At 72.6% G+C, this 22,711-nt stretch carries 21 protein-coding genes; 12 read left to right on the top strand and 9 right to left on the bottom strand.

All coding sequences use genetic code 11. The features are described 5' to 3' along the window. The first annotated feature begins 155 nt into the window (after nucleotides 1-155). Nucleotides 156-965 (top strand): peroxide stress protein YaaA, encoded by an 810-nt coding sequence (gene yaaA / locus ABT009_RS24010; protein WP_351298421.1) that lies wholly within the window; start codon nucleotides 156-158, stop codon nucleotides 963-965. Between the two features lie 75 nt (nucleotides 966-1,040). Next, nucleotides 1,041-1,670, top strand: a complete 630-nt coding sequence (gene eda, locus ABT009_RS24005) for a bifunctional 4-hydroxy-2-oxoglutarate aldolase/2-dehydro-3-deoxy-phosphogluconate aldolase (RefSeq protein WP_351298418.1) — start codon at nucleotides 1,041-1,043, stop codon at nucleotides 1,668-1,670. 120 nt (nucleotides 1,671-1,790) lie between these two features. Here the strand turns inward: eda and ABT009_RS24000 are convergent, their stop codons facing one another. Genes ABT009_RS24000 through ABT009_RS23990 form a run of 3 tightly spaced genes read right to left on the bottom strand, consistent with a single transcriptional unit; the run spans nucleotide 1,791 to nucleotide 4,776 of the window. Continuing rightward, the gene (locus ABT009_RS24000; RefSeq protein WP_351298415.1) at nucleotides 1,791-3,143 is read right to left on the bottom strand and encodes a bifunctional RNase H/acid phosphatase; all 1,353 of its coding nucleotides are present in this window, start codon (nucleotides 3,141-3,143) and stop codon (nucleotides 1,791-1,793) included. A gap of 38 nt (nucleotides 3,144-3,181) precedes the next feature. Further along, on the bottom strand, nucleotides 3,182-3,925 hold the full coding sequence (locus tag ABT009_RS23995) for a zinc ribbon domain-containing protein (protein WP_351298766.1): 744 nt from the start codon (nucleotides 3,923-3,925) through the stop codon (nucleotides 3,182-3,184). Further along, entirely contained in the window at nucleotides 3,922-4,776 is an 855-nt protein-coding gene (locus tag ABT009_RS23990) for a Nif3-like dinuclear metal center hexameric protein (protein ID WP_351298413.1), read from the bottom strand. The genes ABT009_RS23995 and ABT009_RS23990 overlap by 4 nt, the downstream gene beginning before the upstream one ends. Before the next feature lie 255 nt (nucleotides 4,777-5,031). Here ABT009_RS23990 and ABT009_RS23985 point away from each other — a divergent pair, with 255 nt between their 5' ends. Together ABT009_RS23985 and ABT009_RS23980 are read left to right on the top strand one after the other, a co-directional pair. Beyond that, entirely contained in the window at nucleotides 5,032-6,246 is a 1,215-nt protein-coding gene (locus ABT009_RS23985; RefSeq protein ID WP_351298410.1) for a hypothetical protein, read from the top strand. A gap of 46 nt (nucleotides 6,247-6,292) precedes the next feature. Further along, the gene (locus ABT009_RS23980; protein WP_351298407.1) at nucleotides 6,293-6,463 is read left to right on the top strand and encodes a hypothetical protein; all 171 of its coding nucleotides are present in this window, start codon (nucleotides 6,293-6,295) and stop codon (nucleotides 6,461-6,463) included. A gap of 132 nt (nucleotides 6,464-6,595) precedes the next feature. On the opposite strand, the gene ABT009_RS23975 is transcribed toward ABT009_RS23980, so the two are convergent. The 3 genes from ABT009_RS23975 to chsH3 all read right to left on the bottom strand — a co-directional run bounded on the left by ABT009_RS23975 (nucleotide 6,596) and on the right by chsH3 (nucleotide 9,663). Then, complete coding sequence (locus ABT009_RS23975) at nucleotides 6,596-7,594, bottom strand: 3-oxoacyl-ACP reductase (RefSeq protein WP_351298404.1); 999 nt, start codon at nucleotides 7,592-7,594, stop codon at nucleotides 6,596-6,598. A gap of 64 nt (nucleotides 7,595-7,658) precedes the next feature. After that, nucleotides 7,659-8,735 (bottom strand): Zn-dependent alcohol dehydrogenase, encoded by a 1,077-nt coding sequence (locus ABT009_RS23970; RefSeq protein WP_351298401.1) that lies wholly within the window; start codon nucleotides 8,733-8,735, stop codon nucleotides 7,659-7,661. A gap of 55 nt (nucleotides 8,736-8,790) precedes the next feature. Then, the gene (gene chsH3 / locus ABT009_RS23965; protein ID WP_351298398.1) at nucleotides 8,791-9,663 is read right to left on the bottom strand and encodes an enoyl-CoA hydratase ChsH3; all 873 of its coding nucleotides are present in this window, start codon (nucleotides 9,661-9,663) and stop codon (nucleotides 8,791-8,793) included. 313 nt (nucleotides 9,664-9,976) lie between these two features. Here chsH3 and ABT009_RS23960 point away from each other — a divergent pair, with 313 nt between their 5' ends. Genes ABT009_RS23960 through ABT009_RS23950 form a run of 3 tightly spaced genes read left to right on the top strand, consistent with a single transcriptional unit; the run spans nucleotide 9,977 to nucleotide 12,969 of the window. Continuing rightward, a complete protein-coding gene (locus ABT009_RS23960) occupies nucleotides 9,977-10,951 on the top strand; it encodes an ABC transporter ATP-binding protein (protein WP_351298395.1) in 975 nt (324 codons plus the stop codon). Then, a complete protein-coding gene (locus tag ABT009_RS23955; RefSeq protein WP_351298392.1) occupies nucleotides 10,951-11,667 on the top strand; it encodes an ABC transporter permease in 717 nt (238 codons plus the stop codon). The genes ABT009_RS23960 and ABT009_RS23955 overlap by 1 nt, the downstream gene beginning before the upstream one ends. Before the next feature lie 24 nt (nucleotides 11,668-11,691). Beyond that, on the top strand, nucleotides 11,692-12,969 hold the full coding sequence (locus ABT009_RS23950; protein ID WP_351298763.1) for a sensor histidine kinase: 1,278 nt from the start codon (nucleotides 11,692-11,694) through the stop codon (nucleotides 12,967-12,969). A 28-nt stretch (nucleotides 12,970-12,997) separates the two neighbouring features. On the opposite strand, the gene ABT009_RS23945 is transcribed toward ABT009_RS23950, so the two are convergent. Beyond that, entirely contained in the window at nucleotides 12,998-13,735 is a 738-nt protein-coding gene (locus ABT009_RS23945) for a class I SAM-dependent methyltransferase (RefSeq protein WP_351298389.1), read from the bottom strand. Between the two features lie 325 nt (nucleotides 13,736-14,060). Here ABT009_RS23945 and ABT009_RS23940 point away from each other — a divergent pair, with 325 nt between their 5' ends. After that, complete coding sequence (locus tag ABT009_RS23940) at nucleotides 14,061-14,702, top strand: response regulator (protein WP_351298386.1); 642 nt, start codon at nucleotides 14,061-14,063, stop codon at nucleotides 14,700-14,702. Nucleotides 14,703-14,757: 55 nt separating this feature from the next. On the opposite strand, the gene ABT009_RS23935 is transcribed toward ABT009_RS23940, so the two are convergent. Together ABT009_RS23935 and ABT009_RS23930 are read right to left on the bottom strand one after the other, a co-directional pair. After that, entirely contained in the window at nucleotides 14,758-16,236 is a 1,479-nt protein-coding gene (locus ABT009_RS23935; RefSeq protein ID WP_502989945.1) for an MFS transporter, read from the bottom strand. A gap of 88 nt (nucleotides 16,237-16,324) precedes the next feature. Further along, nucleotides 16,325-18,526 carry an acyl-CoA dehydrogenase family protein gene (locus tag ABT009_RS23930; protein WP_351298380.1) on the bottom strand — a complete coding sequence of 734 codons (2,202 nt, stop codon included), beginning with the start codon at nucleotides 18,524-18,526 and terminating at the stop codon, nucleotides 16,325-16,327. 201 nt (nucleotides 18,527-18,727) lie between these two features. Between ABT009_RS23930 and ABT009_RS23925 the strand changes: the two genes are divergently transcribed. From ABT009_RS23925 to ABT009_RS23910, 4 genes are all read left to right on the top strand, one after another. Then, a complete protein-coding gene (locus ABT009_RS23925; protein WP_351298377.1) occupies nucleotides 18,728-19,411 on the top strand; it encodes a class I SAM-dependent methyltransferase in 684 nt (227 codons plus the stop codon). 21 nt (nucleotides 19,412-19,432) lie between these two features. Next, the gene (locus tag ABT009_RS23920) at nucleotides 19,433-20,440 is read left to right on the top strand and encodes an N-acetylmuramoyl-L-alanine amidase (protein ID WP_351298374.1); all 1,008 of its coding nucleotides are present in this window, start codon (nucleotides 19,433-19,435) and stop codon (nucleotides 20,438-20,440) included. Nucleotides 20,441-20,625: 185 nt separating this feature from the next. Beyond that, a complete protein-coding gene (locus tag ABT009_RS23915; RefSeq protein ID WP_351298371.1) occupies nucleotides 20,626-21,519 on the top strand; it encodes a hypothetical protein in 894 nt (297 codons plus the stop codon). 134 nt (nucleotides 21,520-21,653) lie between these two features. After that, the gene (locus tag ABT009_RS23910; protein ID WP_351298368.1) at nucleotides 21,654-22,664 is read left to right on the top strand and encodes an LLM class F420-dependent oxidoreductase; all 1,011 of its coding nucleotides are present in this window, start codon (nucleotides 21,654-21,656) and stop codon (nucleotides 22,662-22,664) included. The last annotated feature ends 47 nt before the right edge of the window (nucleotides 22,665-22,711 follow it).

Genomic DNA, 22,711 nt, shown 5'->3' with positions numbered 1-22,711 from the left:
GCTGTGACCGGCAGGTGGGGCGGGCGGGGCGGCGGCCGCGGCAGCCGGGGCGAGGCCGCCTCACGGCGGGTGGGCCCCACGTCACCCCGTACCCTGACGCGAGGGCCGCACCCCGCCCGCCCCTTCCGTCCCTCACGCCCTGGAGGAGATCCGCTGTGCTCGTGCTGCTGCCGCCGTCCGAAGGCAAGGCCCCGTCCGGGCGCGGCGCACCGCTGAAGCTGGACTCGCTGTCGCTGCCGGGGCTCACCGAGGCGCGGCAGGGGGTGCTGGACGAGCTCGTCGAGCTGTGTGCGGGTGACCCCGGCGAGAACGAGAAGGCCCGCGAGGTGCTCGGGCTGAGCGAGGGGCTGCGCGGCGAGATCGCCAAGAACGCGGAGCTGCGGACGGCGGGCGCGCGCCCCGCCGGGGAGATCTACACGGGCGTCCTCTACGACGCGCTGGACCTCGCGTCCCTCGACGCGGCCGCGAAGCGGCGGGCGAAGCGCTCGCTGCTGGTGTTCTCGGGGCTCTGGGGCGCGGTCCGGGTGGGAGACCGTATCCCGTCCTACCGCTGCTCGATGGGCGTGAAGCTGCCGGCGCTCGGCGCGCTGGCGGCGTACTGGCGGGCGCCGCTGGCCTCGGTCATGCCCGAGGCCGCCGGGGACGGACTCGTCCTCGACCTGCGGTCGTCGGCGTACGCGGCCGCGTGGAAGCCGAAGGGCGAGATCGCGGAGCGCACGGCGACCGTGCGGGTGCTGCACTCCCAGCTGGTCGACGGGGTGGAGAAGCGGTCCGTCGTCAGCCACTTCAACAAGGCGACGAAGGGCCGGATCGTACGGGCACTGCTGTCGGCCGGCGCCGCCCCCGAGAACCCGGCCGGGCTGGTCGAGGCGCTGCGGGACCTCGGCTACGTGGTGGAGGTGGAGCCGCCTGCGAAGGGCGGGCGGGCGTGGGCGCTGGATGTGGTGGTGACGGAGATCCACTGAGGTTTCCGAGAGTAGGCATTGCAGCATGTGCAACGCTCTTTGCGCATGCTGCACGGAGCGCGGCAGGATGAGCGCATGACTACGCCGCTGCCCTCGTCCGTACTGGACCTCGCCCCCGTTCTCCCCGTCGTCGTCGTGGAGGACGCCGCCGATGCCGTGCCGCTCGCTCGGGCGCTGGTCGCGGGCGGGTTGCCCGCGATCGAGGTGACTCTGCGCACGCCCGCCGCGCTCGGCGCAATCCGGGCGATCGCGGACGGGGTGCCCGGCGCGGTGGTCGGCGCGGGCACCGTGATCTCCTCCGCGAACGTCGCCGACTCGCTGACCGCCGGGGCCCGCTTCCTGGTCAGCCCGGGCTGGACGGACGGGTTGCTGGAGGCGATGAAGGCGTCCGGGGTGCCGTTCCTGCCGGGTGTCTCGACGACGTCGGAGGTCGTGGCCCTGCTGGAGCGCGGCGTGAACGAGATGAAGTTCTTCCCCGCGGAGGCGGCCGGCGGCACCGCGTATCTGAAGTCACTCGCCGGGCCGCTTCCCCAGGCCCGGTTCTGTCCGACGGGGGGCGTCGGCCTCGGGAACGCCGCGTCGTATCTGGCCCTGCAGAACGTCGCCTGTGTGGGCGGCAGCTGGATCGTGCCGCGGGACGCGGTCGCGGCGGGGGACTGGGACCGGGTGGAGGCGCTGGCGCGCGAGGCGGCGGCGCTGCGCTGATTTCAGCCCGCCTGGGGGCACCTCCCAGCGGTAGCTGGGGGCGTTTGAGGACGAGCCCGTCAGGGCGACAGGGGGTCTGGGGGCGGAGCCCCAGCGGGGTCCAGGGGCGGAGGCCCTGGCCTACCGGAGGTGCCCCGTATCGTTCAGCAGCCGCACGCTCGCGTTCCCGTCCGCGTAGTACGCGATCGCGGAGAGCGAGGCCGCCGAGAGCTCCATGCGGAACAGGGACTCGGGCGGGGCTCCGAGTGCGAGGCGTACCAGCGTCTTGACGGGGGTGACGTGCGTGACCAGGAGGACCGTGCGGCCCCGGTACGCGGTGATCAGCTTGTCGCGGGTCGCGGCGACACGGCGGCTGACCGCCGCGAAGCTCTCGCCGCCGCCGGTCGGTGCCGCCTTGGCCGAGGCGAGCCAGGCGTTCTGGTCGTCGGGGTAGCGGTCCCGTACCTCCGCGAACGTCAGGCCCTCCCACGCGCCGAAGTCCGTCTCGCGCAGGCCCTCCTCGATGCTCACGTCGAGTCCGAGCCGGGTTGCGACGATGTCCGCCGTCTCGCGGCACCGCCGGAGCGGTGAGGAGACGACGGCCTGGATCGTGCCGCGGGCGGCTAGCGCCGCGGCGACGCGCTCGGCCTGGGCGCGGCCCACGTCGGACAGCGCCGGGTCGCTGCCACCGCTGCCGGAGAACCGCTTCTCGGGGGTCAGCGGGGTCTCGCCGTGCCGCAGCAGTACGAAGGTGGCGGGCGCCCCGAGATCGGGCGGCGCGGCCCAGCCCACGGGCGGCGTACCCACAGCGACGCTCCGCGCCGCCCGCACATCCGCACCGGCCTTCGCCCGCGCATCGGCCTCGGCGCCCCCGTGGACGTCGGCGACAGCGCCGGCCGCGACCTCCTCCACAACGCCGGTGCGGGCCCGCGAACCCCCCATCGCCGCCCGCGCCCTCGCCGCTCCCGCGGCCGCGTCCCCTGGCGGCCCCGACGGCGCGAGCCCAGCGGGCCCCGCAGCGGGGCCCACAGTGGGACCCGCAGCCGGACCAGACGCCGCAGGCCCGGCCGGAGCCCACTGCTCCCCCCGCCGCCCCGCGTCCATCGCCTCGTTGGCCAGCCGGTCCGCGTGCTTGTTCTGCTCTCGCGGGATCCACTCGAAGGTGATCTGCGACGGCGGGAACACCGTCTTCGCCTCGGCCGCGAGCGGCTTCATGCCCGGGTGCTTGATCTGCCAGCGGCCGGACATCTGCTCCACGACCAGCTTGGAGTCCATCCGTACGCGCACCCGCGCCGCCGGATCCAGTTTGTGCGCGGCCCTGAGGCCGGCGAGCAGGCCCCGGTACTCGGCCACGTTGTTCGTGGCGGTCCCGATGTACTCGGCGACCTCCGCCAGGGCCTCCCCTGTGACCGCGTCCTTCACGACGGCGCCGTAGCCCGCGGGCCCCGGGTTGCCCCGGGAGCCGCCGTCGGCCTCGACGATGAACTCACGCATGCGCGGCAGCCCCTGCCGGAATCAGGAATCCAGGAGCTCTACAGGCCGGACTCGGACGTACGGACCAGGATGCGCCGGCAGTTCTCGCAGCGCACCACGGCGTCCGGCGCCGCGGCCCGCACCTCGTTCAGCTCGGTGATGTTGAGCTCCAGGCGGCAGCCCTCGCAGCGCCGCTGGTAGAGCCGGGCGGCGCCGATGCCGCCCTGCTGCTCCCGCAGCTTGTCGTAGAGCTTCAGCAGGTCCGCGGGCACGGAGGCGGACACGACCTCGCGCTCCTTGGTGACCGACGCGGTCTCGCCGTCGATCTCCTCGTACGCGGCACCGCGCCGGCCCGTCGCGTCGTCGATCTTCGACTGGACGGAGGCGACCCGCTCGGTCAGCTCGGCGACCCGCTCCTGCGCGGACTCCCGGCGCTCCATGACCTCGAGCACGATGTCCTCGAGGTCGCCCTGGCGCCGGGCGAGCGAGGCGATCTCGTGCTGGAGGTTCTCCAGGTCCTTCGGCGAGGTGATGGCGCCCGAGTCCAGGCGCTGCTGGTCGCGGGTGGCGCGCTGGCGGACCTGGTCGACGTCCTTCTCGGCCTTGTCCTGCTCGCGGGCGCAGTCGCTCTCCTCGGTCTGCGCGGCGACGAGCAGGTCGCGCAGCTGCGTCAGGTCCTTGTTCAGCGACTCGATCTCGGCGTGCTCGGCCAGCGACTTCCGCTTGTGCGCGAGCTGCTGCAGGCGTACGTCGAGGGTCTGGACGTCGAGGAGTCGGATCTGGTCGGCGGGCGCGGCGTTCAGTTGGGGGCTCCAGAAGGGGTGGGCGCGGACGAGGCCGCGTGGGCGGTCCAGGGGTCGGTGACCGTCTTCGAGACGTGGACGCGAAGTCCCCATCCGTGCCGGTCGGAGATCTCGTCGAGCTGGGCTGCGGCCAGCTCGCACCAGGGCCACTCGGTGGCCCAGTGCGCCGCGTCGAGCAGCGCGAGAGGACTGTGTTCGCGGGCCTCGGACACCGGGTGGTGGCGCAGGTCCGCGGTGAGGAAGGCGTCGACGCCGGCGGCGCGCACGTCGTCGAAGAGGCTGTCGCCGGAGCCGCCGCTGACCGCGACGGTGCGCACCAGCATGTCGGGATCGCCCGCGACGCGGATGCCCTGCGCCGTGGCGGGCAGCCGCTTGGCGGCGAGCTCGGCGAGCTCGCGCACGGTCAGCGGGTGGTCCAGCTCGCAGACCCGGCCGAGGCCGCTGCGGCCCGCGGGATCCGTCGGGTCGGGCACGAGGGGCCCCACGACCCGGAGGTCCAGCGCGCCCGCGAGGGCGTCCGAGACGCCGGGGTCGGCGCGGTCAGCGTTGGTGTGCGCGACGTGCAGCGCGACGTCGTTCTTGATCAGGGTGTGCACGACGCGGCCCTTGAAGTGGGAGGCCGCGACCGTCGTCGTACCGCGCAGATACAGCGGATGGTGGGTGACCAGCAGGTCGGCGCCGAGCTGCACCGCCTCGTGGGCGATCTCCTGGACGGGGTCGACGGCGAACAGCACCCGTGTGACCTGCGCGTCCGGTTCGCCGCACACGGTGCCGACCGCGTCCCATCCCTCGGCCCGCTCGGGAGGCCAGAGTGCGTCGAGCGCGGCGGTGACTTCAGACAGACGGGGCACGAGTGACAGGCTAGCTCCTCTTCGCGGCCGAGCCGCCGCCGCTCCCGTGGTCCCGGCTGTTCACGGCTGATCATCGGCCGACCACCGGCCGATCGCCGGCCGATCACTGGCGAGGGCCCCCGTCCCGGCGCAGCACAAGCACCCCCACTTCCTCAGGCGAATCGGGACATCGCCACCCTTTGGTGTGAAGCGGGTGTCCGCTGGTGCCACGCGAACGCGTACGAAAACTAGCTTCGGCGCCGGAGGTGACCCACGATGACGGCCCTTGCCATCGAGTCAGCTGCGGAGAACGAGCAGAAAGCGTTCAGCATGCGGCGGACGGCATGCACGATCGCCGCGGACGGCTCCTACGCCGCGCGGCTGGCGTACGACGGTCGGTCCTGGTTCCCCGAGCGGTGGACGCTGGACGGGCCCGAGCCCTACGCGGTGCCACTGCCCGCGCACCAGCCGGAGGAGCCCGGCACCGAGGTGCTCCCCCTGGCCGACGGGCGCGTGCTGATCCACCGCGTCACGACCGGACGACACACCTTCTCGCTGCTCTATCCGACGGGTCCGGAGACCGGCGAGCTGCCTCTCGGATCCGTGCAGTGCGGCGAGTTGAGCCTCCTGCCGCCCGCGCCCGGGGGCCTGCGCGCGTACGCGCTCGCGGCGGGCGAGCGGTCGACGGCGATCTGGCTGGTCGCGGGCGGCACGTTCGGGCCCGAGCATGTCGCCGAGATCCCCGGCCGCTGCTCGGGCGGCGTCTGGCTCGACCGTACGGGACGGATACTCGCCCTGGACCGGCAGCTGGACGGGCGCACCAAGACGGTCGCGGTCGACCTGGAGCGCGGCGGCGAGGTGTCGCCGCTCCTGCAGATCACGGAGGAGAGCAACGACCGGCTGCTGCTCGCGGACGCCGACAGCGGTCTGCTGCTGATCCGCTCCGACGCCCCGTCTGCGGGCCACGACCGGCTGGGCTGGGGGGTGCTGGGGAGCACGCTGCCGGTCCGCTTCCCCGAGTGTCTGCGGCTGACCGACTGTGCGGTGACGCCGTTCGCGATCCAGCCGGGGCAGGCGCTGATGCCGGAGAGCAGCGCGGTGGCGCTGCGGATCGACGGCGCGGCGGGCAGCTGGCTCGGCGTGTGGCGGCCCGCCGCGAAGCGGGTGCACCAACTCCAGGCGCCCGACGGCTGGTTGGCCGGGGCGGGGCTGTGGACGCGGGACGGGGTGCTCCGGCTGCCGTATGCGACGAGGGCCGTGCCGTGCGGGGTTGCGATGGTGCCCGCGCCGACGGAGTCGGCCCGGCCCGCCGCCCCGGCCGCCGACGGGGAAACCGGCTCGGGACCGGCCGCGGGATCGCCCCACGGGTCCGGAGCGAGGGTGCGGAAGCCGCGGTGGGAGCGGGTGGAGACGAACCCCGCCGCGGCGTCGGGACCACGCCCTGTCCCCTTGCAGCAGGCACCTCTCAACGGGCGTGAGGCCGCCGGTTAGACTCGCCCGCCTGCACCGAAAGATCTTGTTACGGGGTGACCTACCGATGTCGGAAACCAGCACCAGTACGGACACGACGACCAACGACCCGTGGGCTGGCGCCCAGCAGCCCGACGGCCACGGCAGGCACCGGGGGCCGGTGTCCGCCCAGGAGCACGGGGTGGCGGAGACGCCGGGCCCGCGCGGCCGGCACCGCAAGCCGTCCGACGAGGACTGAGTCCGCGTAGACGGAGAAGCGAGGGGCCCGGCACCTGCCGCACAGGTGCCGGGCCCCTCGCACATCTCGTACTGGCGACAGGAGCCGTCCGGGCCGGCGTCCGTCCGGGACCGCGACCGTAACCACCGTCAATTACCCGCGCTTGAGGCCCAGCACCTCAGCAGCCGCGAAGGTCTCGTTCACCGGACGCCCCTCGTAGTACGGGGACAGCAGCTCGTCGAGCTCCTCGTAGGAGAAGAGCTCCTTGGCTGTGTCGAACTTGGCGGCCACCTTGGGGCGTTCGACGATGGCGACCATGCCGCCGTGGACGACGAGCAGCTGGCCGTTGACCCTGGCCGCCGCAGGCGAGGCCAGATAGCCCACGAGCGGGGCCACGTGCTCGGGCGCCAGCGGGTCCAGCCGGTCGTCGTCGGGCCGGCCGCTGCCTGAATCAGGTGGAATGGCCGCGAAGACGTCCTGCGTCATACGGGTCCGGGCTCGCGGGCAGATGACGTTGGCCGTCACGCCGTACTTGCCGAGCGCCAGCGCCGTCGACGTCGTCAGCCCGACGATGCCGCCCTTGGCCGCCGCGTAGTTGGGCTGTCCCGCGGACCCGGCGACGAACGCCTCGGACGAGGTGTTGATGATGCGCCCGTGGACCGGGCCGCCCGCCGCCTTGGACCGCTCGCGCCAGTGGACGGACGCGAAGTGGGTGGTGTTGAAGTGGCCCTTGAGATGCACCCTGATCACCGAGTCCCACTCGCTCTCGGTCATCGAGAAGATCATCCGGTCGCGCAGGATGCCCGCGTTGTTGACCAGGATGTCCAGCTTGCCGAACGTGCCGATCGCGAGGTCGACCAGCGTACCTGCCTGGTCGAAGTCGGCGACGTCGCCGAGGTGGGCGACCGCCGCGCCGCCCGCCGCGCGGATCTCGGCGGCGACGTCCTCGGCGGGCCCGGCCGACGCCGCCCCTGATCCTCCCCCAAGCTCTCGGCTTCGCTCGAGCAGGGGGGACCCCCATCGGCCCGGCTGCCCGTAGTCGTTGACGACGACGCTCGCGCCGAGCCGGGCGAGTTCCAGCGCCTCGGCCCGCCCCAGGCCGCGGCCCGCTCCCGTCACGATCGCGGACAGGCCCTCGAGTGGCAGTGACATCACGGTCCCTTCGATCACGGACGTCGGGGGTTCAGGAGCGGTCAGATCTCGATCTCAGGAAAGGTCACATCTCGATGCACGTACGCAGCGCCGCCCCCGTGCGCATCTGGTCCAGCGCCTCGTTGATCTCGCCGAGCTGCACGCGGTGCGTGATGAGCCCGGACAGGTCGATCCGGCCCGCGCGCCAGAGCGCGATGGCGCGTTCGTACGAGCGCAGCACGTCGCCGCCGCCGTACAGGGAGGGCAGGATCCGCTTCTCGTCGAAGAACAGCTCGAACATGTTGAGCTGCAGGAAGTCGTCCATGGCGCCCGCGCCGACGATGACCAGCGTGCCGCCGCGCCGGGTCGTCTCATACGCGGTACGGGCGGTCGCGGACTTCCCGACGACCTCGAAGACGTAGTCGAAGCCCTGACCGCCGGTGATCTCCTGCTTGGCGTCGGCGAGTTCCTCCGGTGCGGCGGCCCGCGTGGCGCCGAACCTCAGTGCGGCCTCGCGCCGCGACGCCACGGGGTCGACGGCCACGATCTCGGCGGCGCCCTTGAGCCGCGCGCCCTGGATCGCGGAGATGCCGACGCCGCCGCAGCCGATCACGGCCACCGACGAACCGGCTTCCACGTCCGCCGTGTTGAACGCGGCGCCGAGCCCCGTGGTCACACCGCAGCCGATGAGCGCCGCGATGTCGAAGGGCACGTCGTCCGGGACGGGCACGGCGCACGCGGCGTCGACGACGACCTCCTCGGCGAAGGTGCCGGTGCCCGCGAAGCCGAAGACGTCCCCGCCGGGGCGTTTGAAGTTGGGGGTGCCCGCGTTCATGAACCCGGCGAGGCACAGCTCGGTCTGCCCGCGCCTACAGGAGGGGCACTGGCCGCACGCGGGCAGCCAGCACACCACCACGCGGTCACCGGGCTTGAGGTGCGTGACGCCCTCGCCGACCTCCACGATCTCGCCCGCACCCTCGTGCCCCGGGACGAACGGCGCGGGCTGCGGCAGCACGCCGTTCATCGCTGAGAGGTCCGAGTGGCACAGCCCGCAGGCCCGGACCCGGATCCTGACCCTGCCGGGGCCGAAGCCCACCGCCTCGACGTCGTCGAGCACCTCGAGCTTGTCCTGGCCGATCTCGTGCAGTACGGCTGCGCGCATGGTGCGGCTCCCCTCAGGAGGTCCGACGATCAGGTTTCGGCGATTGTTTCGGCGATTACGAGTGTTCGACGACGGTGTCCGCGAGCACGGGAGCGCCGTCCCGCTCGACCGCGGTGACCGACACCTGCACCCTGCCGTCGTGCTCCCACATCCGGATGCGCAGGGTCTCGCCCGGGAAGACGACCCCGGCGAAGCGCGTGGCGTACGAGCGGACGCGCGCCACGTCCCCGCCCAGGACCGTGTCGACAACCGCCTTGAGCGTGATGCCGTAGGTGCAAAGGCCGTGCAGGATCGGCCGGTCGAAGCCGGCGAGTTTGGCGAACTCGGGGTCGGCGTGCAGCGGGTTCCAGTCGCCGGAGAGCCGGTAGAGCAGGGCCTGGTCCGCACGGACGGCCCGCTCGACGGTCCGGTCGGGCTCGCGCGAGGGCGGTTCGAGGCGCGCGGACGGGCCGCGGTCCCCGCCCCAGCCGCCCTCTCCGCGTACGAACAGCTGGGCGTCGCTGGTCCACAGCGGCCCGTCGTCGTCGGCCGCTTCGGTACGGAGTACGAGGACGGCCGCCTTGCCCTTGTCGTAGACGGCCGCGACCCGCGAGGTGGACACCGCCGTGCCCTTGACCGGGATCGGGCGGTGCAGCTCGATGGTCTGCCCGCCGTGCAGGACGTTCGCGAGGTTCACGTCGATGCCGGGTGTGGAGAGGCCGCCCACCACGCCCATGCCGGCGCCCGCGACGGTCGCGAAGCTGGGCAGGACGTGCAGCCTGGACTCGAGGGTGTAGCGCAGCTCGTCGGGGTCGGTGGCGGGGTTGTCACGGTCGGGGTTCGCGCCCGCGCCGACACCGAGGTGGTAGAGCTGGACGTCCTTGTGGTCCCAGGCGATCCGGGCGGACCGGGGCTCGGCCGCGATGGCCTTGGCGGCGTCGATGGGCATGGAACTCCTGCTCCTCGCGGGGAAAGACCTCGGTGCGGCCGTCCGCACCGTCGGTCGCACCGAGGTCGTCACTGGGCCGGCCGTGGAACCCGCCCGTTCTAGAACGCGTTCCAGTCCGGCAGGCCCATGTATAGCCCAGCCGCCACTACTTGTGAAGGCTCCTGACGTCATGTCAGATGCTCTTCGCCGCATGCGTACGAAGGCGCGCCGCCCCTTCGCGTGGCGGCGTTCCGCCGACCGTGACATTTGTCCTGCCCGAGTCCGTACAAGCGCATCTGCCCCCGCCCCACCGCGTATTCGTAGCGTCATAGCCATGACGAAGACACCTGACACGGACCGGGCCGTGTCCTTCACGGGGGCGGTCAAGGCCTTCGGCGACGTGCGCGCCGTCGACGGCATCGACCTGGAGATACGGCGCGGCGAGACGGTCGCGCTGCTGGGGCGCAACGGCGCGGGCAAGTCCACCACGCTGTCGCTGCTGCTCGGCCTGAACGAACCGGACGCGGGCGAGGTGCGCCTGTTCGGCGGTACCCCGGCGCGGGCCGTGGGCGCCGGAATGGTCGGCGCGATGCTCCAGGAGGGCCGCGCCGTGCCGCGCGTCACCGTCCGGGAACTGGTCGGCTTCGTGGCCGGCACCTATCCGGCGGCCATGTCCGTCGCCGAGGCGCTGGAGCTCGCGGGCATCGCCGAACTCGCCGACCGGCGCGTGGACAGGCTGTCCGGTGGCCAGGCGCAGCGGGTGCGGTTCGCGGTGGCGCTGGCCGGGAACCCCGCGCTGATCGTGCTGGACGAGCCGACCGCCGCGCTGGACGTGGAGGCCCGGCACGCATTCTGGGCCTCGATGCGTGCCTACGCACGACGCGGCCACACGGTCCTCTTCTCCACCCACTACCTGGAGGAGGCCGACGACAACGCCGACCGGTTCGTCGTCATCGACCGCGGCCGGATCGTCGCCGACGGCACGGGCGAGCAGCTCAGGCGGGCCGCGGGCGGCAGCCTCGTCTCCGTCGACCTGGCGGGCCGGGGCGCGGAGGGTCTGTCGCTGCTGCCCGGTGTGGTCTCCGTCGAGGTGCGCGGGGACCGGGCCCGGCTGCGTACGGACGACTCCGACGCGACCGTGATCGCCCTCGCCGAACTCGGCGCGATCCGCAACCTGGAGGTCGCTCCGGCCTCCCTCGACGACGCGTTCCTCGCCCTGACCGGGCCCACCGACCTGACCGGGCCCGCCGATCTCACCGACCCCGCCGGCCCGACCGGTCCCGACAACTCGACCCTGGAGACAGCGTGATGCTCGCCTATCTGAAGCTCGAAGTGCGCCGGACGCTCCGCGACACCGGCTTCGTGATCTTCGGGATCGGCATGCCGGTGATGATGTACCTGCTGTTCACCAACCTCGGCGAGAACGACGGCAGCTGGAAGACGGCCTCGATGGTCGGCATGGCCGCGTACGGCGCGGTGGGCTCGGCCCTGAACACCGGCGGCGGGGTCGCCGAGGACAAGACGATCGGCTGGCTGCGGCAGCTGCGGATCACGCCGATGGCGCCGCGCGACGTGGTGCTCGGCCGGGCCCTGACCGGCTCCGTGACGGTGCTGCCCGCGATCATCGCCGTGCTCGTCGCGGGCGGGCTGGTCAACGGCGTACGGCTGGACGCCTGGCAGTGGGCGGTGATCGCACTGCTGCTGTGGCTCGGCTCGATACCCTTCACGCTGCTGGGCCTCGGCAACGGCTACCGGCTGACGGCGCAGGCCACGGGCGTGGTGAACATGGTGTGCAACTTGGGCCTTTCGGTGGTGGGCGGACTGTGGTTCCCCATCGCGCTCTTCCCCGAGTGGCTGCGCTCCCTCTCCGCGTACACGCCCACGAACCGCTTCGCCCAGCTCGGCACGGCGGTCGCCGACGGCCACGCCCCGTCGCTCACCGCACTTGTGGTGATCACGGTCTGGCTGGTGGTGTTCGGTTCGTACGCTGTCGTCTCGTACCGCCGTGCCGCGCGGACCCTCTGAACGGGGAGCAGGGACATGTCCGGGATGCGATGGATGCGAAAGGCCTCGTGCCGGCTCGACGCGTGGCGGTTGGCGCGGGTGCAGTGGAAGGAGGACATGGCGCGGTTCAAGTCCGACCAGGCTGCCGCCCGGAAGGCCGGGAAGGTGCCGGAGAACCCGGGTCCGCCGCCCACCGGCTTCGCCCTGCTGCCGTGGCTGCTCATGGGCATGGGCGCGTTCTCCAACATCTTTCAGGGCGAGACGCCGAACCCGCTGATCGGCGGCTTGGGCCTGCTCACCTTCAACTCCCTGTACATCTACGTGGTGTTCCGCGCCTTCGTGAAGGAGAAGCGCGAGGCGGCCTCCACGCGGCTGGCGCTCGTACTGATGGCCGCGGTGACCTGCGCGCTCGCCATCGGCTACGGCGGCAGCTGGCTGCTGTTCTTCCCGCTGCTCGGGCTGGCGACCGGGGCGACGGTGAGGGGCCCGTGGCTCGGCAAGACCGGACTGGCCCTGACCGCGCTCGCGGGGGTCGTCTCCGCCGTCCGCGACGGCTGGGACGCCATCAACATCGCGTACGGCACCTTCCTGTCGACGATGGTGACGGCGGCGATCCTGTCCCTGTCGGAGGCGGTACGGGAACTGCGCGCCGCCCGCGAGGAGCTGGCCCGCCAGGCGGTCGAGAAGGAACGTCTCCGCTTCTCCCGCGATCTGCACGACCTGCTCGGCCACACGCTCTCGGTGATCGTGGTGAAGTCGGAGGCGGCCCGCCGTCTCGCGCACCGCGATCTCGATGCGGCGCTCACCCAGGTCTCCGACATCGAGTCCGTCGGCCGCCAGGCGCTCACCGAGATCCGCGAGGCGGTCACCGGCTACCGCGAGGGCAGCCTCGCGACGGAACTCGACCGCGCCCGCTCGGCCCTGGAGGCCGCGGGCATCGAAACCGTCGTACGCCAGTCGGGCCCGCCCCTGGCCGCACAGACCGCGGCACTTCTCGGCTGGGTCGTCCGGGAAGCCGTCACCAACGCCATACGCCACAGCGGCGCCCGGAGGTGTGAGATCACCGTGACGGGAACCGGCGAACGCGTACGGCTGACGGTCGCCGATGACGGGCGCGGGGTGTCCGCCGAGCCGTCACCGTCCCCCGACTCCGTCGGCGGGACCGGTCTGAAGGGCCTCGGCGAACGTCTTGCAGCCGCGGGCGGCTCGCTGGGTTCGGGCCCTGGCCCGCGCGGGGGCTTCCTGGTGACCGCCGAACTCCCCATAGAAACAAGTGAGTTGATGCACGAGTCGGCCCCGCCCCTGCCGGAGACGGCAGCGTAGGCGGAGAAGCTGAGAGGCCTCGGGATGGCTACGGCTGGGCGTCGCGGCGGAACAGGGCCGTCCAGAGGAACGGTTCACCAAAGAACGGGGACTCGGGCGGTTCGTCGTGCATGCGGCGCAGTTCGACCTCGGTGAGGTCGGAGAAGATCCAGCGCAGGGACTCCGGGGTGTAGGCCAGACCGCCGTGGAGGCGGGAATCGCGGTAGAAGTCGGCGTCGGGGAGTTCGGACCCCATCGCGCCCGCCGCGAAGCAGGTGAGGCCGAGCAGACCGCCGGGCGCGAGGAGCCGCTCCAGGAGTGCGAGATAGCTGATACGGCGGTGCGGCGGCAGATGGTGGAAGCAGCCGGAGTCGTAGATCAGGTCGTAGGGACCGGTGAGTTCGGTGCCGGCCAGGGCGAAGGCGTCCCCGCAGTGGAACCGGACCGCGGCCCTCGACTCGCAGGCGCGGTCCTCGGCCCACGCGATGGCCTCGGGCGAGAGGTCGACGGCGTCCACTTCGAAGCCCAGCGAGGCGAGGTGGACGGCGTTGCGTCCCGGACCGCACCCCAGATCGAGGGCACGGCCCCCGGTGATCAGGCCCCGGTCGACGTACGAGACGAGGTTCTCGTCCGGCTTCGCCACGAAGAACGGAACCGGCTTGGAGCGGTCCGCGTAGAAGCCGTCCCACCAGGAGGCCCCGCCGGTCGTCCAGCGATCGGCTTCCTGGGCGAACAGGCCGTCCAGGAGCCTGAGTACGTCGTCGACCGTGCGTATGTGCCTGTCCACGAGATCCCCTTTCGCGATACGGCGATCGTAGGACTGACCTGCATAAAAGCCCAGATCAGAGGGTGTTGGCGAATGCCGTGAGCGTCCGCGTGAGGGGCCCGGCCGAGGGCGCGGGAGCCGTCCGTCCGCGGGTGGTGGCGCATGCCGCGCGCGCCCCCGCGGGGGGGCTGTCACGGGGCCGATCCGAGTCGCGCCGGGCCGGGTTTCTGGATGGATCCGCCGGAGTTTCCGGGTGACTCGCCGGACGGGCGCCTCACGCCACAGCCGCAACGCTCAATGTGCCGCGGAGAACTCGCACTTGGCGCCTGCGCCATACCCTTGGCCCGTGGAAGAGACGCCGAGTGACCACCGGCCGGCGAAGTCCGTGAGGGTCCTGCTCGCCGAGGACCAGGGGATGATGCGCGGCGCCCTGGCGCTCCTGCTCGGGATGGAGGAGGACATCGAGGTCGTCGCGCAGGTGTCGGCGGGCGACGCGATCGTGCCCGCGGCGCTGGGGTCCCGCCCGGATGTGGCGCTGCTCGACATCGAACTGCCCGGCCGCAGCGGTCTGGACGCCGCGGCCGACCTCCGCGAGCAGTGCCCCGGCTGCCGGGTGCTGATCCTCACCACCTTCGGCCGCCCCGGCTACCTGCGCCGTGCCATGGAGGCCGGGGCCGCGGGCTTCCTGGTCAAGGACGGCCCGGTGGAGGAGCTCGCGGCGGCCATCCGCCGGGTGCTGGCCGGTGAGACGGTCATCGACCCGGCGCTGGCCGCGGCCGCCCTGAGCGCGGGCCCGAATCCGCTGACCTCCCGCGAAGGCGACGTACTGAAAGCGTCGGTGGACGGCGCGACGGTCGCCGACATCGCCGCGAAGCTGCATCTGTCGGAGTCGACCGTGCGGAACTACCTGTCATCGGCGATCGGGAAGACGGGGACGCGCAACCGCATGGAGGCGGTCCGGGAGGCGCGGCAGCAGGGGTGGCTCTAGGCACTTTGACGACAAGGCCCAGGGCGGTGGCCTGCTCGGCGTGGCCGCCGGGCGGTCAACGGGCCGTCGGCACGCGGCCACCGGCCGAGGCCGCGTCCGCGCGGCGCCCCCCGCCGGAGGCCCGCGGCAGCCACAGCAGCATCAGCACCGCGCCACCGAGCAGGACCAGCGCGCTCGTCCGGAACGCCAGTGCATAGCCCGAGGCCAGCGCCTCCGCGGACGTGCCGTCGGCGGTACGCGACGCCGCGAGTGTCGACATCACGGCCAGACCGAGCGAGCCGCCCATGACGCGCGAGGTGTTGACCAGGCCCGAGACCAGCCCGGCGTCACCGGAGGGCGCCCCCGACGTGGCGAGGGAGGCGAGCGGGGTCGCCGCGAGGCCCGCGCCGGCCATCATCAGGATGCCCGGCAGCATGATCGCGGTGAGATACGCGCCGTGGGCGCCCATCGTCGACTGCCAGCCGAATCCGGCGGCGGCCACCAGGGTCCCGGCGACCGCGACGTACCGGGCGCCGACGAGCCGCATGAAGCGCGGCGCGAGCTTCGAGCCGAGGACGACGGCGAGCGAGCTCGGAACCAGCGCGAGCCCCGCACCGAGCGGCGTGTAACCCAGCACGTTCTGCGCGTACAGGGTCATGAAGAACCACATGCAGAACATGGCGGAGCCGGAGAGGAAGATCGCCGCGTTCGCCGACGACACCGACCGCAGGCGGAACAGCTTCAGCGGCATCAGAGGCGTCCGGCTGCGCGCCTCTGTCAGCAGGAAGAGGCCCAGCAGTACAAGCCCCGCGCACAGCGGCACCAGCGTCGCGGCCGCCGCCCAGCCCTCGGCCTCCGTCTGCACGATGCCGTACGAGAGAGTGGCGAGCCCGGCCGTCACCAGCAGGGCACCCGGCAGATCGAGCCGCCGTCCGTCCCCGCCCCGGCTCTCGGTGATCCAGAGCGCGGCCCCGGCCAGCACGAGGGCACCGACAGGCACATTGATCAGCAGCACCCACCGCCAGGACAGCGTGTCCACCAGGACGCCGCCGACGAGGCCGCCGGCCGCCCCGCCGCCCGCTCCCACGGCGGTCCATGTCGCGATGGCACGCGCGCGTGCTGCTCCTTCCGGTACGGCCGAGGTGAGGATCGTCAGAGTCGACGGCGCGAGCACGGCCGCGCCGAGGCCCTGTGCGGCGCGTGCGGCGAGCAGCTGCCAGTCGGCCTGCGCGAGTCCGCCCGCGAGCGAGGCGAGCGTGAACAGGCCGAGCCCTATCAGGAACATGCGCTTGCGTCCGTACAGGTCCCCGGCCCGGCCACCCAGCAGCATGAATCCGGCGAAGGCGATCGAGTACGCGTTGACGACCCACTGCAGCCCCGGGGCGCTCAACCCCAGATCGGCCCGCATCGACGGCAGTGCCACATTGACGACGGACACGTCGAGGACGACGAGGAACTGTCCGGCGCAGGCAGCGGAGACCACCAGCCAGGTCGGCGGGGCGCTACGGCGGACGGCCGGGGAGATGTCTGTGGCGGCTCGGGACATGGGTGTCATGCTCTCAACTGACCGGCGCTCCGTACATCGGGATTTCGCTGCACGCCACCTAGGCCACAGGGACTAGGACTCGCCTCACTGCCGAGCGTCAATCCCGCGGCAGGCCGAGAATCCGTTCGGCGACCACGTTCAGCTGTACCTGCGTCGTACCGCCCGCGATGGTCAGGCAGCGTGACAGCAGGAAGCCGTGGACGGCCCGCTCGCCCGCGCCCTCGTGTACCGCGCCCGCCGGGCCGAGGAGTTCCAGGGCCAGTTCCGCCACCTTCTGCTGGTGGGCGGTCTGGACGAGCTTGCGCACGGACGCGCCCGCGCCCGGCTCCACTCCCGACACCTGCTGGAGGGTCGTGCGCAGCCCGATGCAGGCCAGTGCGTGCGCCTCGGCCATGAGCGCGCCGATACGGGCCCTGCCGGCTCCGTCGAGGCCGTCGGCGCGCGCGATGAGCGCCTCGAGACCCGTGTCGAACGTCAACTGGTCGGCCATGTGGACGCGTTCGTTGCCGAGCGTGTTGCGGGCGACCTTCCAGCCCTCGTCGATCGCTCCGACGACGGCGTCCGCGGGCAGCAGCACGTCGTCGAACCAGACCTCGTTGAACATCGATTCGCCGGTGATCTCCTTCAGCGGCCGGATGTCGACGCCGTCGGTGTGCTTCATGTCGACGACGAAGTAGGTGAGCCCCTTGTGCTTGGGCGCCTCGGGGTTCGTACGCGCGAGGAGGATGCCGTGGTCGGCGCGGTGGGCCGCGGACGTCCACACCTTCTGCCCGTTGATCCGCCACCGTCCGTCCGCGGTCCGCTCGGCGCTGGTCCGCAGCGAGGCGAGGTCGGAACCCGCGCCGGGCTCGGAGAACAGCTGGCACCAGCGCAGGTCGCCGCGCAGCGTCGGCAGCAGATAGCGCTCCTTCTGCTCCTGCGTCCCGTACGCGACGAGTGAGGGCACGACCCACGTGGCGATGGACAGGTCGCTCAGGCGCACCCCGGCCGCCTTCAGCTCGGCCTGTACGGCGAGCTGCTCGACGGGTCCGGCGCCGAGACCGTACGGCTCGGGCAGATGCGGCGCGGCGTAGCCGGTGAGTGCGAGAGCGCGGCGGGCGGCGGCCGGGTCCAGGCCGCGTGCGCCCTCGATGACCTCCCGGGCGCGCGCCCGGTACGGCTCCGCCTCCTCGGGAAGCTCCAGCCGCAGCTCCCGGCGCGCCCCGCCCTCGGCCAGCCGGACGGCCCGCAGCCGGTGCGCGTCCCCGTTCCCCGCGAGCTGCCGCGCGACCAGCGCTCGGCGCAGATACAGATGCGCGTCGTGCTCCCAGGTGAACCCGATGCCGCCGAGGATCTGGATGCAGTCCTTGGCGCAGGAGCACGCTGCGTCCAGCGCGGCACCGGCGGCGAGCGCGGCCACCAGACCGCGGGATTCGCGCCCGCCGGTGAGGTCTCCCCCGCCGGGCGCCTGCTCCTCCACCGCCCGTGCCGCGTCCCACACCAGCGCCCGTGCCTGCTCGACCCGCACCAGCATGTCCGCGCACAGGTGCTTGACGCCCTGGAACCGCCCGATCGGCTGCCCGAACTGCTCACGGACCTTGGCGTACTGCGCGGCCGTGTCCAGCGCCCATGCGGCCGTGCCGCAGGCGTCTGCGGCTAGGACGAGGTCCGCGAGGTCGCGTACGAGCGCGGAGTCCACGGCGAGCACCCGGTCCGCGGGCACCCGTGCACCCACCGCCGTGACCTCGGCGGTGGGCCGCGTCGGGTCGGCGCTGTCGTGGGGCCGCACCACGAGGTCCGCGGCATCGACGGCGAGCCACACGGTGCCCTGCGCCGATCCGGCAGCCAGCACGAGCAGCTCGGCATCGGCGCCGGACAGCACGGGCGGCGCGGTGCCGTCGAGCACGTAACCGCACTCGGCGCCGACAGCCGTCATCGTGCCGGCACCGAGCGCCACGGCCCCGATGCGCTCCCCGCACCCCAGCGCGCGCACCAGCTCTCCCACGGAGGCCCCAGCCTGGTGCAGCACGGCCGACGCCAGCACACCGGACAGATACGGCCCCGGAAGCGCGGCACGCGCGGCCTCCTCCAGGACGACGGCGAGATCGACGAGATCGCCGCCCCCGCCGCCGTACTCCGTGGGAAGGTGCACGCCGAGCAGCCCCTGCCCGGCCAGCGCGTCCCAGTACGCCGGGCGGCCCCCGGCGCCCGGCGGTGCGTCGAGAAGCTTGCGCACCTCCTCCGGCGGCACGGTGCGCGCGATCCAGCCGCGCACGGCCCCGGCCAGTTCCCGCTGCTCCTGCGTGATTCCGATCCCCATGCGCATCCTCGCTCACCGGTCGCGGGCCACTGCGTACTGTTCACAACGAGCCGGCGACAGGGTAGAACACGTTTCAATCTGACGGAAGGTCAGGCATCGAGTTCGACCCCGTCGTCCCAGGTGACGGTGGTGTGCGGCAGCATGGGGGCACCCACACGCACGTACGAGACGTACCTGCCGCCCGAACCCGGAGGAACCCGCATGGCAGCCGAGCCCACCCCCCAGGTCCCGGCCCAGGCACCGGCGCCCAAGCCGGACATCCTCGCCGCGTTCGAGGCCGCCAAGGGCTTCATGCCGGTGTCCGAAGGGCTCGCGCTGTACGCGGCGGCGGTCGAGGCGGGGCGGCTCGGGCTTCCGCTGCTCGAGGTCGGCACGTACTGCGGCCGCTCCACCATCCTGCTCGCCGACGCCGCCCGCGCGGCCGGTGTCACCGCGGTCACGGTCGACCACCACCGCGGCAGCGAGGAGCAGCAGCCGGGCTGGGAGTACCACGACCCCGAGACCGTCGACCCCGAGGTCGGCCGGATGGACACGCTGCCCCTCTTCCGCCGGACCCTCCACAAGGCGGGCCTGGAGGACCACGTCATCGCGCTCGTGGGCCGCTCGCCGCAGGTCGCGCGGCTCTGGAACAGCCCGCTCGGGCTGGTGTTCATCGACGGCGGCCATACGGACGAGCACGCGACCGGCGACTACGAGGGCTGGGCGCCGCACGTTGCCGAAGGCGGCCTGCTGGTGATCCACGACGTGTTCCCCGATCCGGCCGACGAGTTCACCGGCCAGGCCCCGTACCACGTCTACCTCAGGGCACTGGAGTCGGGTGCGTTCAGTGAGGTCTCGGTGAGCGACTCGCTGCGCGTCCTGCGCCGAACCGGCCCCGGCAGCTGACCTCGCGGTTAGAGTCGCCCCGTGTCGTACGCATTCCCGGACAGCAATCCCCCTCCGCCGCGCCGGCCCCGTCGCGGGCCGCTCACCGTGGCGATCGTCGCCCCTGTGGCGGCGGCACTCGCGGGGTGGCTCGTCTGGCAGGCGGTGGCCGACTCCGGCGACAGCAGGAGTCCGGGCGCCGCGCCGTCGTCGCAGCAGCGGTCGTCCGCCGCGGCGGGCGCGGGTGCGTCCGCCTCACCCACCTCCTCGGGCCGGGGCAAGCCCGAGGGCAGCGCGGACGAGAACAAGAACGACGAGAACAAGAACGACGAGGGCAAGGGCGCCGGGAGCCCGTCCGCCGCCCCCGCCGCCACCGGCCCCCTCAAGGGCAAGGTCGTCGTGATCGACCCGGGCCACAACCCGGGGAACTTCCGGCACACGGCCGAGATCAGCCGCCTCGTGGACATCGGCACCAACCGCAAGGAGTGCGATACGACCGGCACGTCCACGAACAGCGGCTACACGGAGGCCCGGTTCACCCTCGACGTCTCCCGCCGGCTGCAGGCGCTGCTCGAGAAGCAGGGCGCGACCGTGAAGTTCACGCAGGACGGCGACCGCTCCTGGGGTCCGTGCGTCGACGAGCGCGCCCGTATCGGCAACAAGGCGCACGCCGATGCCGTCGTCTCCGTGCACGCCGACGGCTCCGCGGCCGGCAACCGCGGTTTCCATGTGATCCTTCCCGGGTCCGTGAAGGCGGGCATCGCCGACACCCGCGCGATCGTCGGCCCCTCGCGCGAGCTGGGCGAACGCCTCGCGGGCAACTTCGTACGCGCCACAGGCAGCGCCCCCTCCAACTACATCGGCGGCGGCACGGGCCTCGTCGTCCGCCGGGACCTGGGCGGGCTCAACCTCTCCACCGTTCCCAAGGTCTTCATCGAGTGCGGCAACATGCGCGACAGCAAGGACGCGGCCCTGCTGACAAGCGGCGCATGGCGGCAGAAAGCGGCGCAGGGGATCTCTGAGGGAATCGTGAGTTTCCTGCGCGGGTAGGCACGGATAGTCACTGTCCAGGCAGACACCCCGAGCACCCGGACGATAATGTCGTCCGTACGATCTGGGGGGCCATCCCCGCGCTTCGCACCGCGAGCATCGCGGCCAACGGCGGCCGACAGCGCGCCGGTACGGCGACAGCGACGCCCACCGACGACCGATGAGACGACGACGAAGGATCTGAAGTGAATATCCGCTCCCTCACTAGAGGCGACGGCGTGGTGATCGGAGCAGCGGTGTTGCTCTTCGTCGCCTCGTTCCTCGACGTAGCCGGCTGCAGCGGCAGCATCTGTGACTCGGTCCCGAGCACCACCTCCTGGGACTTCCTCGGGCTCTCGCTCGGTACGTACATGACGGGTGTGATCGGTGCCGCGCTCATCGTGGTCGCCCGCGGGCTGCCGCAGCAACGCAAGGTGGCGGGTCTGGAGCTCGGGCAGCTCGGAGTGGCGCTGACCATCGTCGCCGCATGGAGCACGTTCTGGTGGATCGTCGACTCAGGCGACGCCGGCCCCGGCCTCATCCTCGGTCTCATCGCGTCGCTGGCGCTCGCGGGCGGCGCGATCGCGAGCCCGCTCGTGCCCGCCCTGAAGGGCGCCCTGCTCCCCGCCCCGCGCCCGGCGGCCCCGAGCCCCTACGGCGCGCAGCAGCCGGCCGGCTACGGCTACCCGGGCGCCCAGCAGCAGCCCTACGGCGCCCAGCCGGGCCAGCCAGGTCAGCCCGGTCAGGGTCAGCCCGGTCAGCCCGGCCAGCCCGGTCAGCCCGGCCAGCCCGGTCAGCCCGGTCAGCCCGGTCAGCCCGGTCAGCCCGGTCAGCCGTACGGTGCGCAGCCGGGTCAGCCGCAGCAGACCCAGGCCCCGCAGGCGCAGGCGCAGCCGGCGGCGGAGTTCTCGCCGTTCTGGTTCGCCGTGCCGGTGCCGCGTCCGCTGTTCGCGGAGGACGGCTCGCAGACGCCGATCGCCGAGCTCGCCCCCGGCACCTGGTACCTGGCCGTCGACCAGCGCGGCCCGGCCCTGGTGGCCCAGACGCAGGACGGCCGCCGCGGCGTACTGCAGGACACCACGGGCATCCAGCGCGGCTGACGCCGTACCGCCGAGCCCTGCTCCTCGGCCCCTCGCCCTTCCGGGCGGGGGGCCGTTGCCGTACAGTCACCGGCCGAACGACACTATCTGACGTGCCGTCAGTTAAGAGCAACGGCGACCGGAAGGGGCCCGGCATGCGCCTCGGACTCGCACTCGGCTACTGGGGCCGCGGCCCGGACCCCCGCCACCTCGAACTCGCCCGCGAGGCGGAACGACTCGGCTACGACTCGGTGTGGACCGCCGAGTCGTGGGGCTCCGACGCCTTCACCCCGCTGACCTGGATCGCGGCCCACACGTCCCGTATCCGGCTCGGCACCGCCGTCGCACAGATGGCCGCCCGCTCCCCCACCGCCACGGCGATGCACGCGCTCACGCTCGATCATCTCTCGGGCGGCCGGATGCTGCTGGGCCTCGGCCTGTCGGGGCCGCAGGTCGTGGAGGGGTGGTACGGGCGCCCGTTCCCGAAGTCGCCGCTGACCGCGACCCGCGAGTACGTGGACGTGATCCGCCAGGTGCTCCGCCGCGAGGCACCCGTCGAAGTCGAGGGACGGTTCCACGCCCACCCGTACCGCGGCGGCGACGGCACCGGGATCGGCAAGCCGCTCAAGCCGATCACGCACCCCCTGCGCGCCGATCTGCCGATCCTCCTCGGCGCCGAGGGCCCGAAGAACATCGCGCAGACGACGCGGATCGCTGACGGCTGGCTGCCGCTGTACTGGTCGCCGACGCGGACGGACGTGTACGAGGCGTCGCTGACCGGCCTGCGCGAGGACTTCATCATCGCGCCGATGGCCCGCGTGAAGGTCTGCGACGACGTCGCCGAAGGCCTGCTGCCCGTCAAGGCGATGCTCGGCTTCTACATCGGCGGCATGGGGCACGCATCGCGCAACTTTCACGCCGATCTGATGGCCCGTATGGGATACGCGGAGGAGGCGCGGCACATCCAGGAACTGTTCCTCGCGGGGCGTCGCGAGGAGGCCGTACTCGCCGTGCCCGACGCGTTCGCGGACGAGATCTCCCTGGTCGGACCGCGTGAACGCATCGCGGAGCGGCTGGAGTTGTGGCGCAAGGGCCCGGTCACGGACCTCCTGGTCCTCGCGCCGGACCCGCACACGCTGCGGGTGCTGGCGGAACTCAACTCCTAGCCAGCCTGCGCCCAGTCGGGTTTCGCCCGGCTTCGGCGGGCTACCCG

Source organism: Streptomyces sp. NPDC002896 (genome assembly GCF_040295225.1).
In the GTDB taxonomy this organism is placed as follows: domain Bacteria; phylum Actinomycetota; class Actinomycetes; order Streptomycetales; family Streptomycetaceae; genus Streptomyces.
Note: the sequence above shows the minus strand (reverse complement) of the source record. Positions and strands in the feature narration are given on the sequence as shown.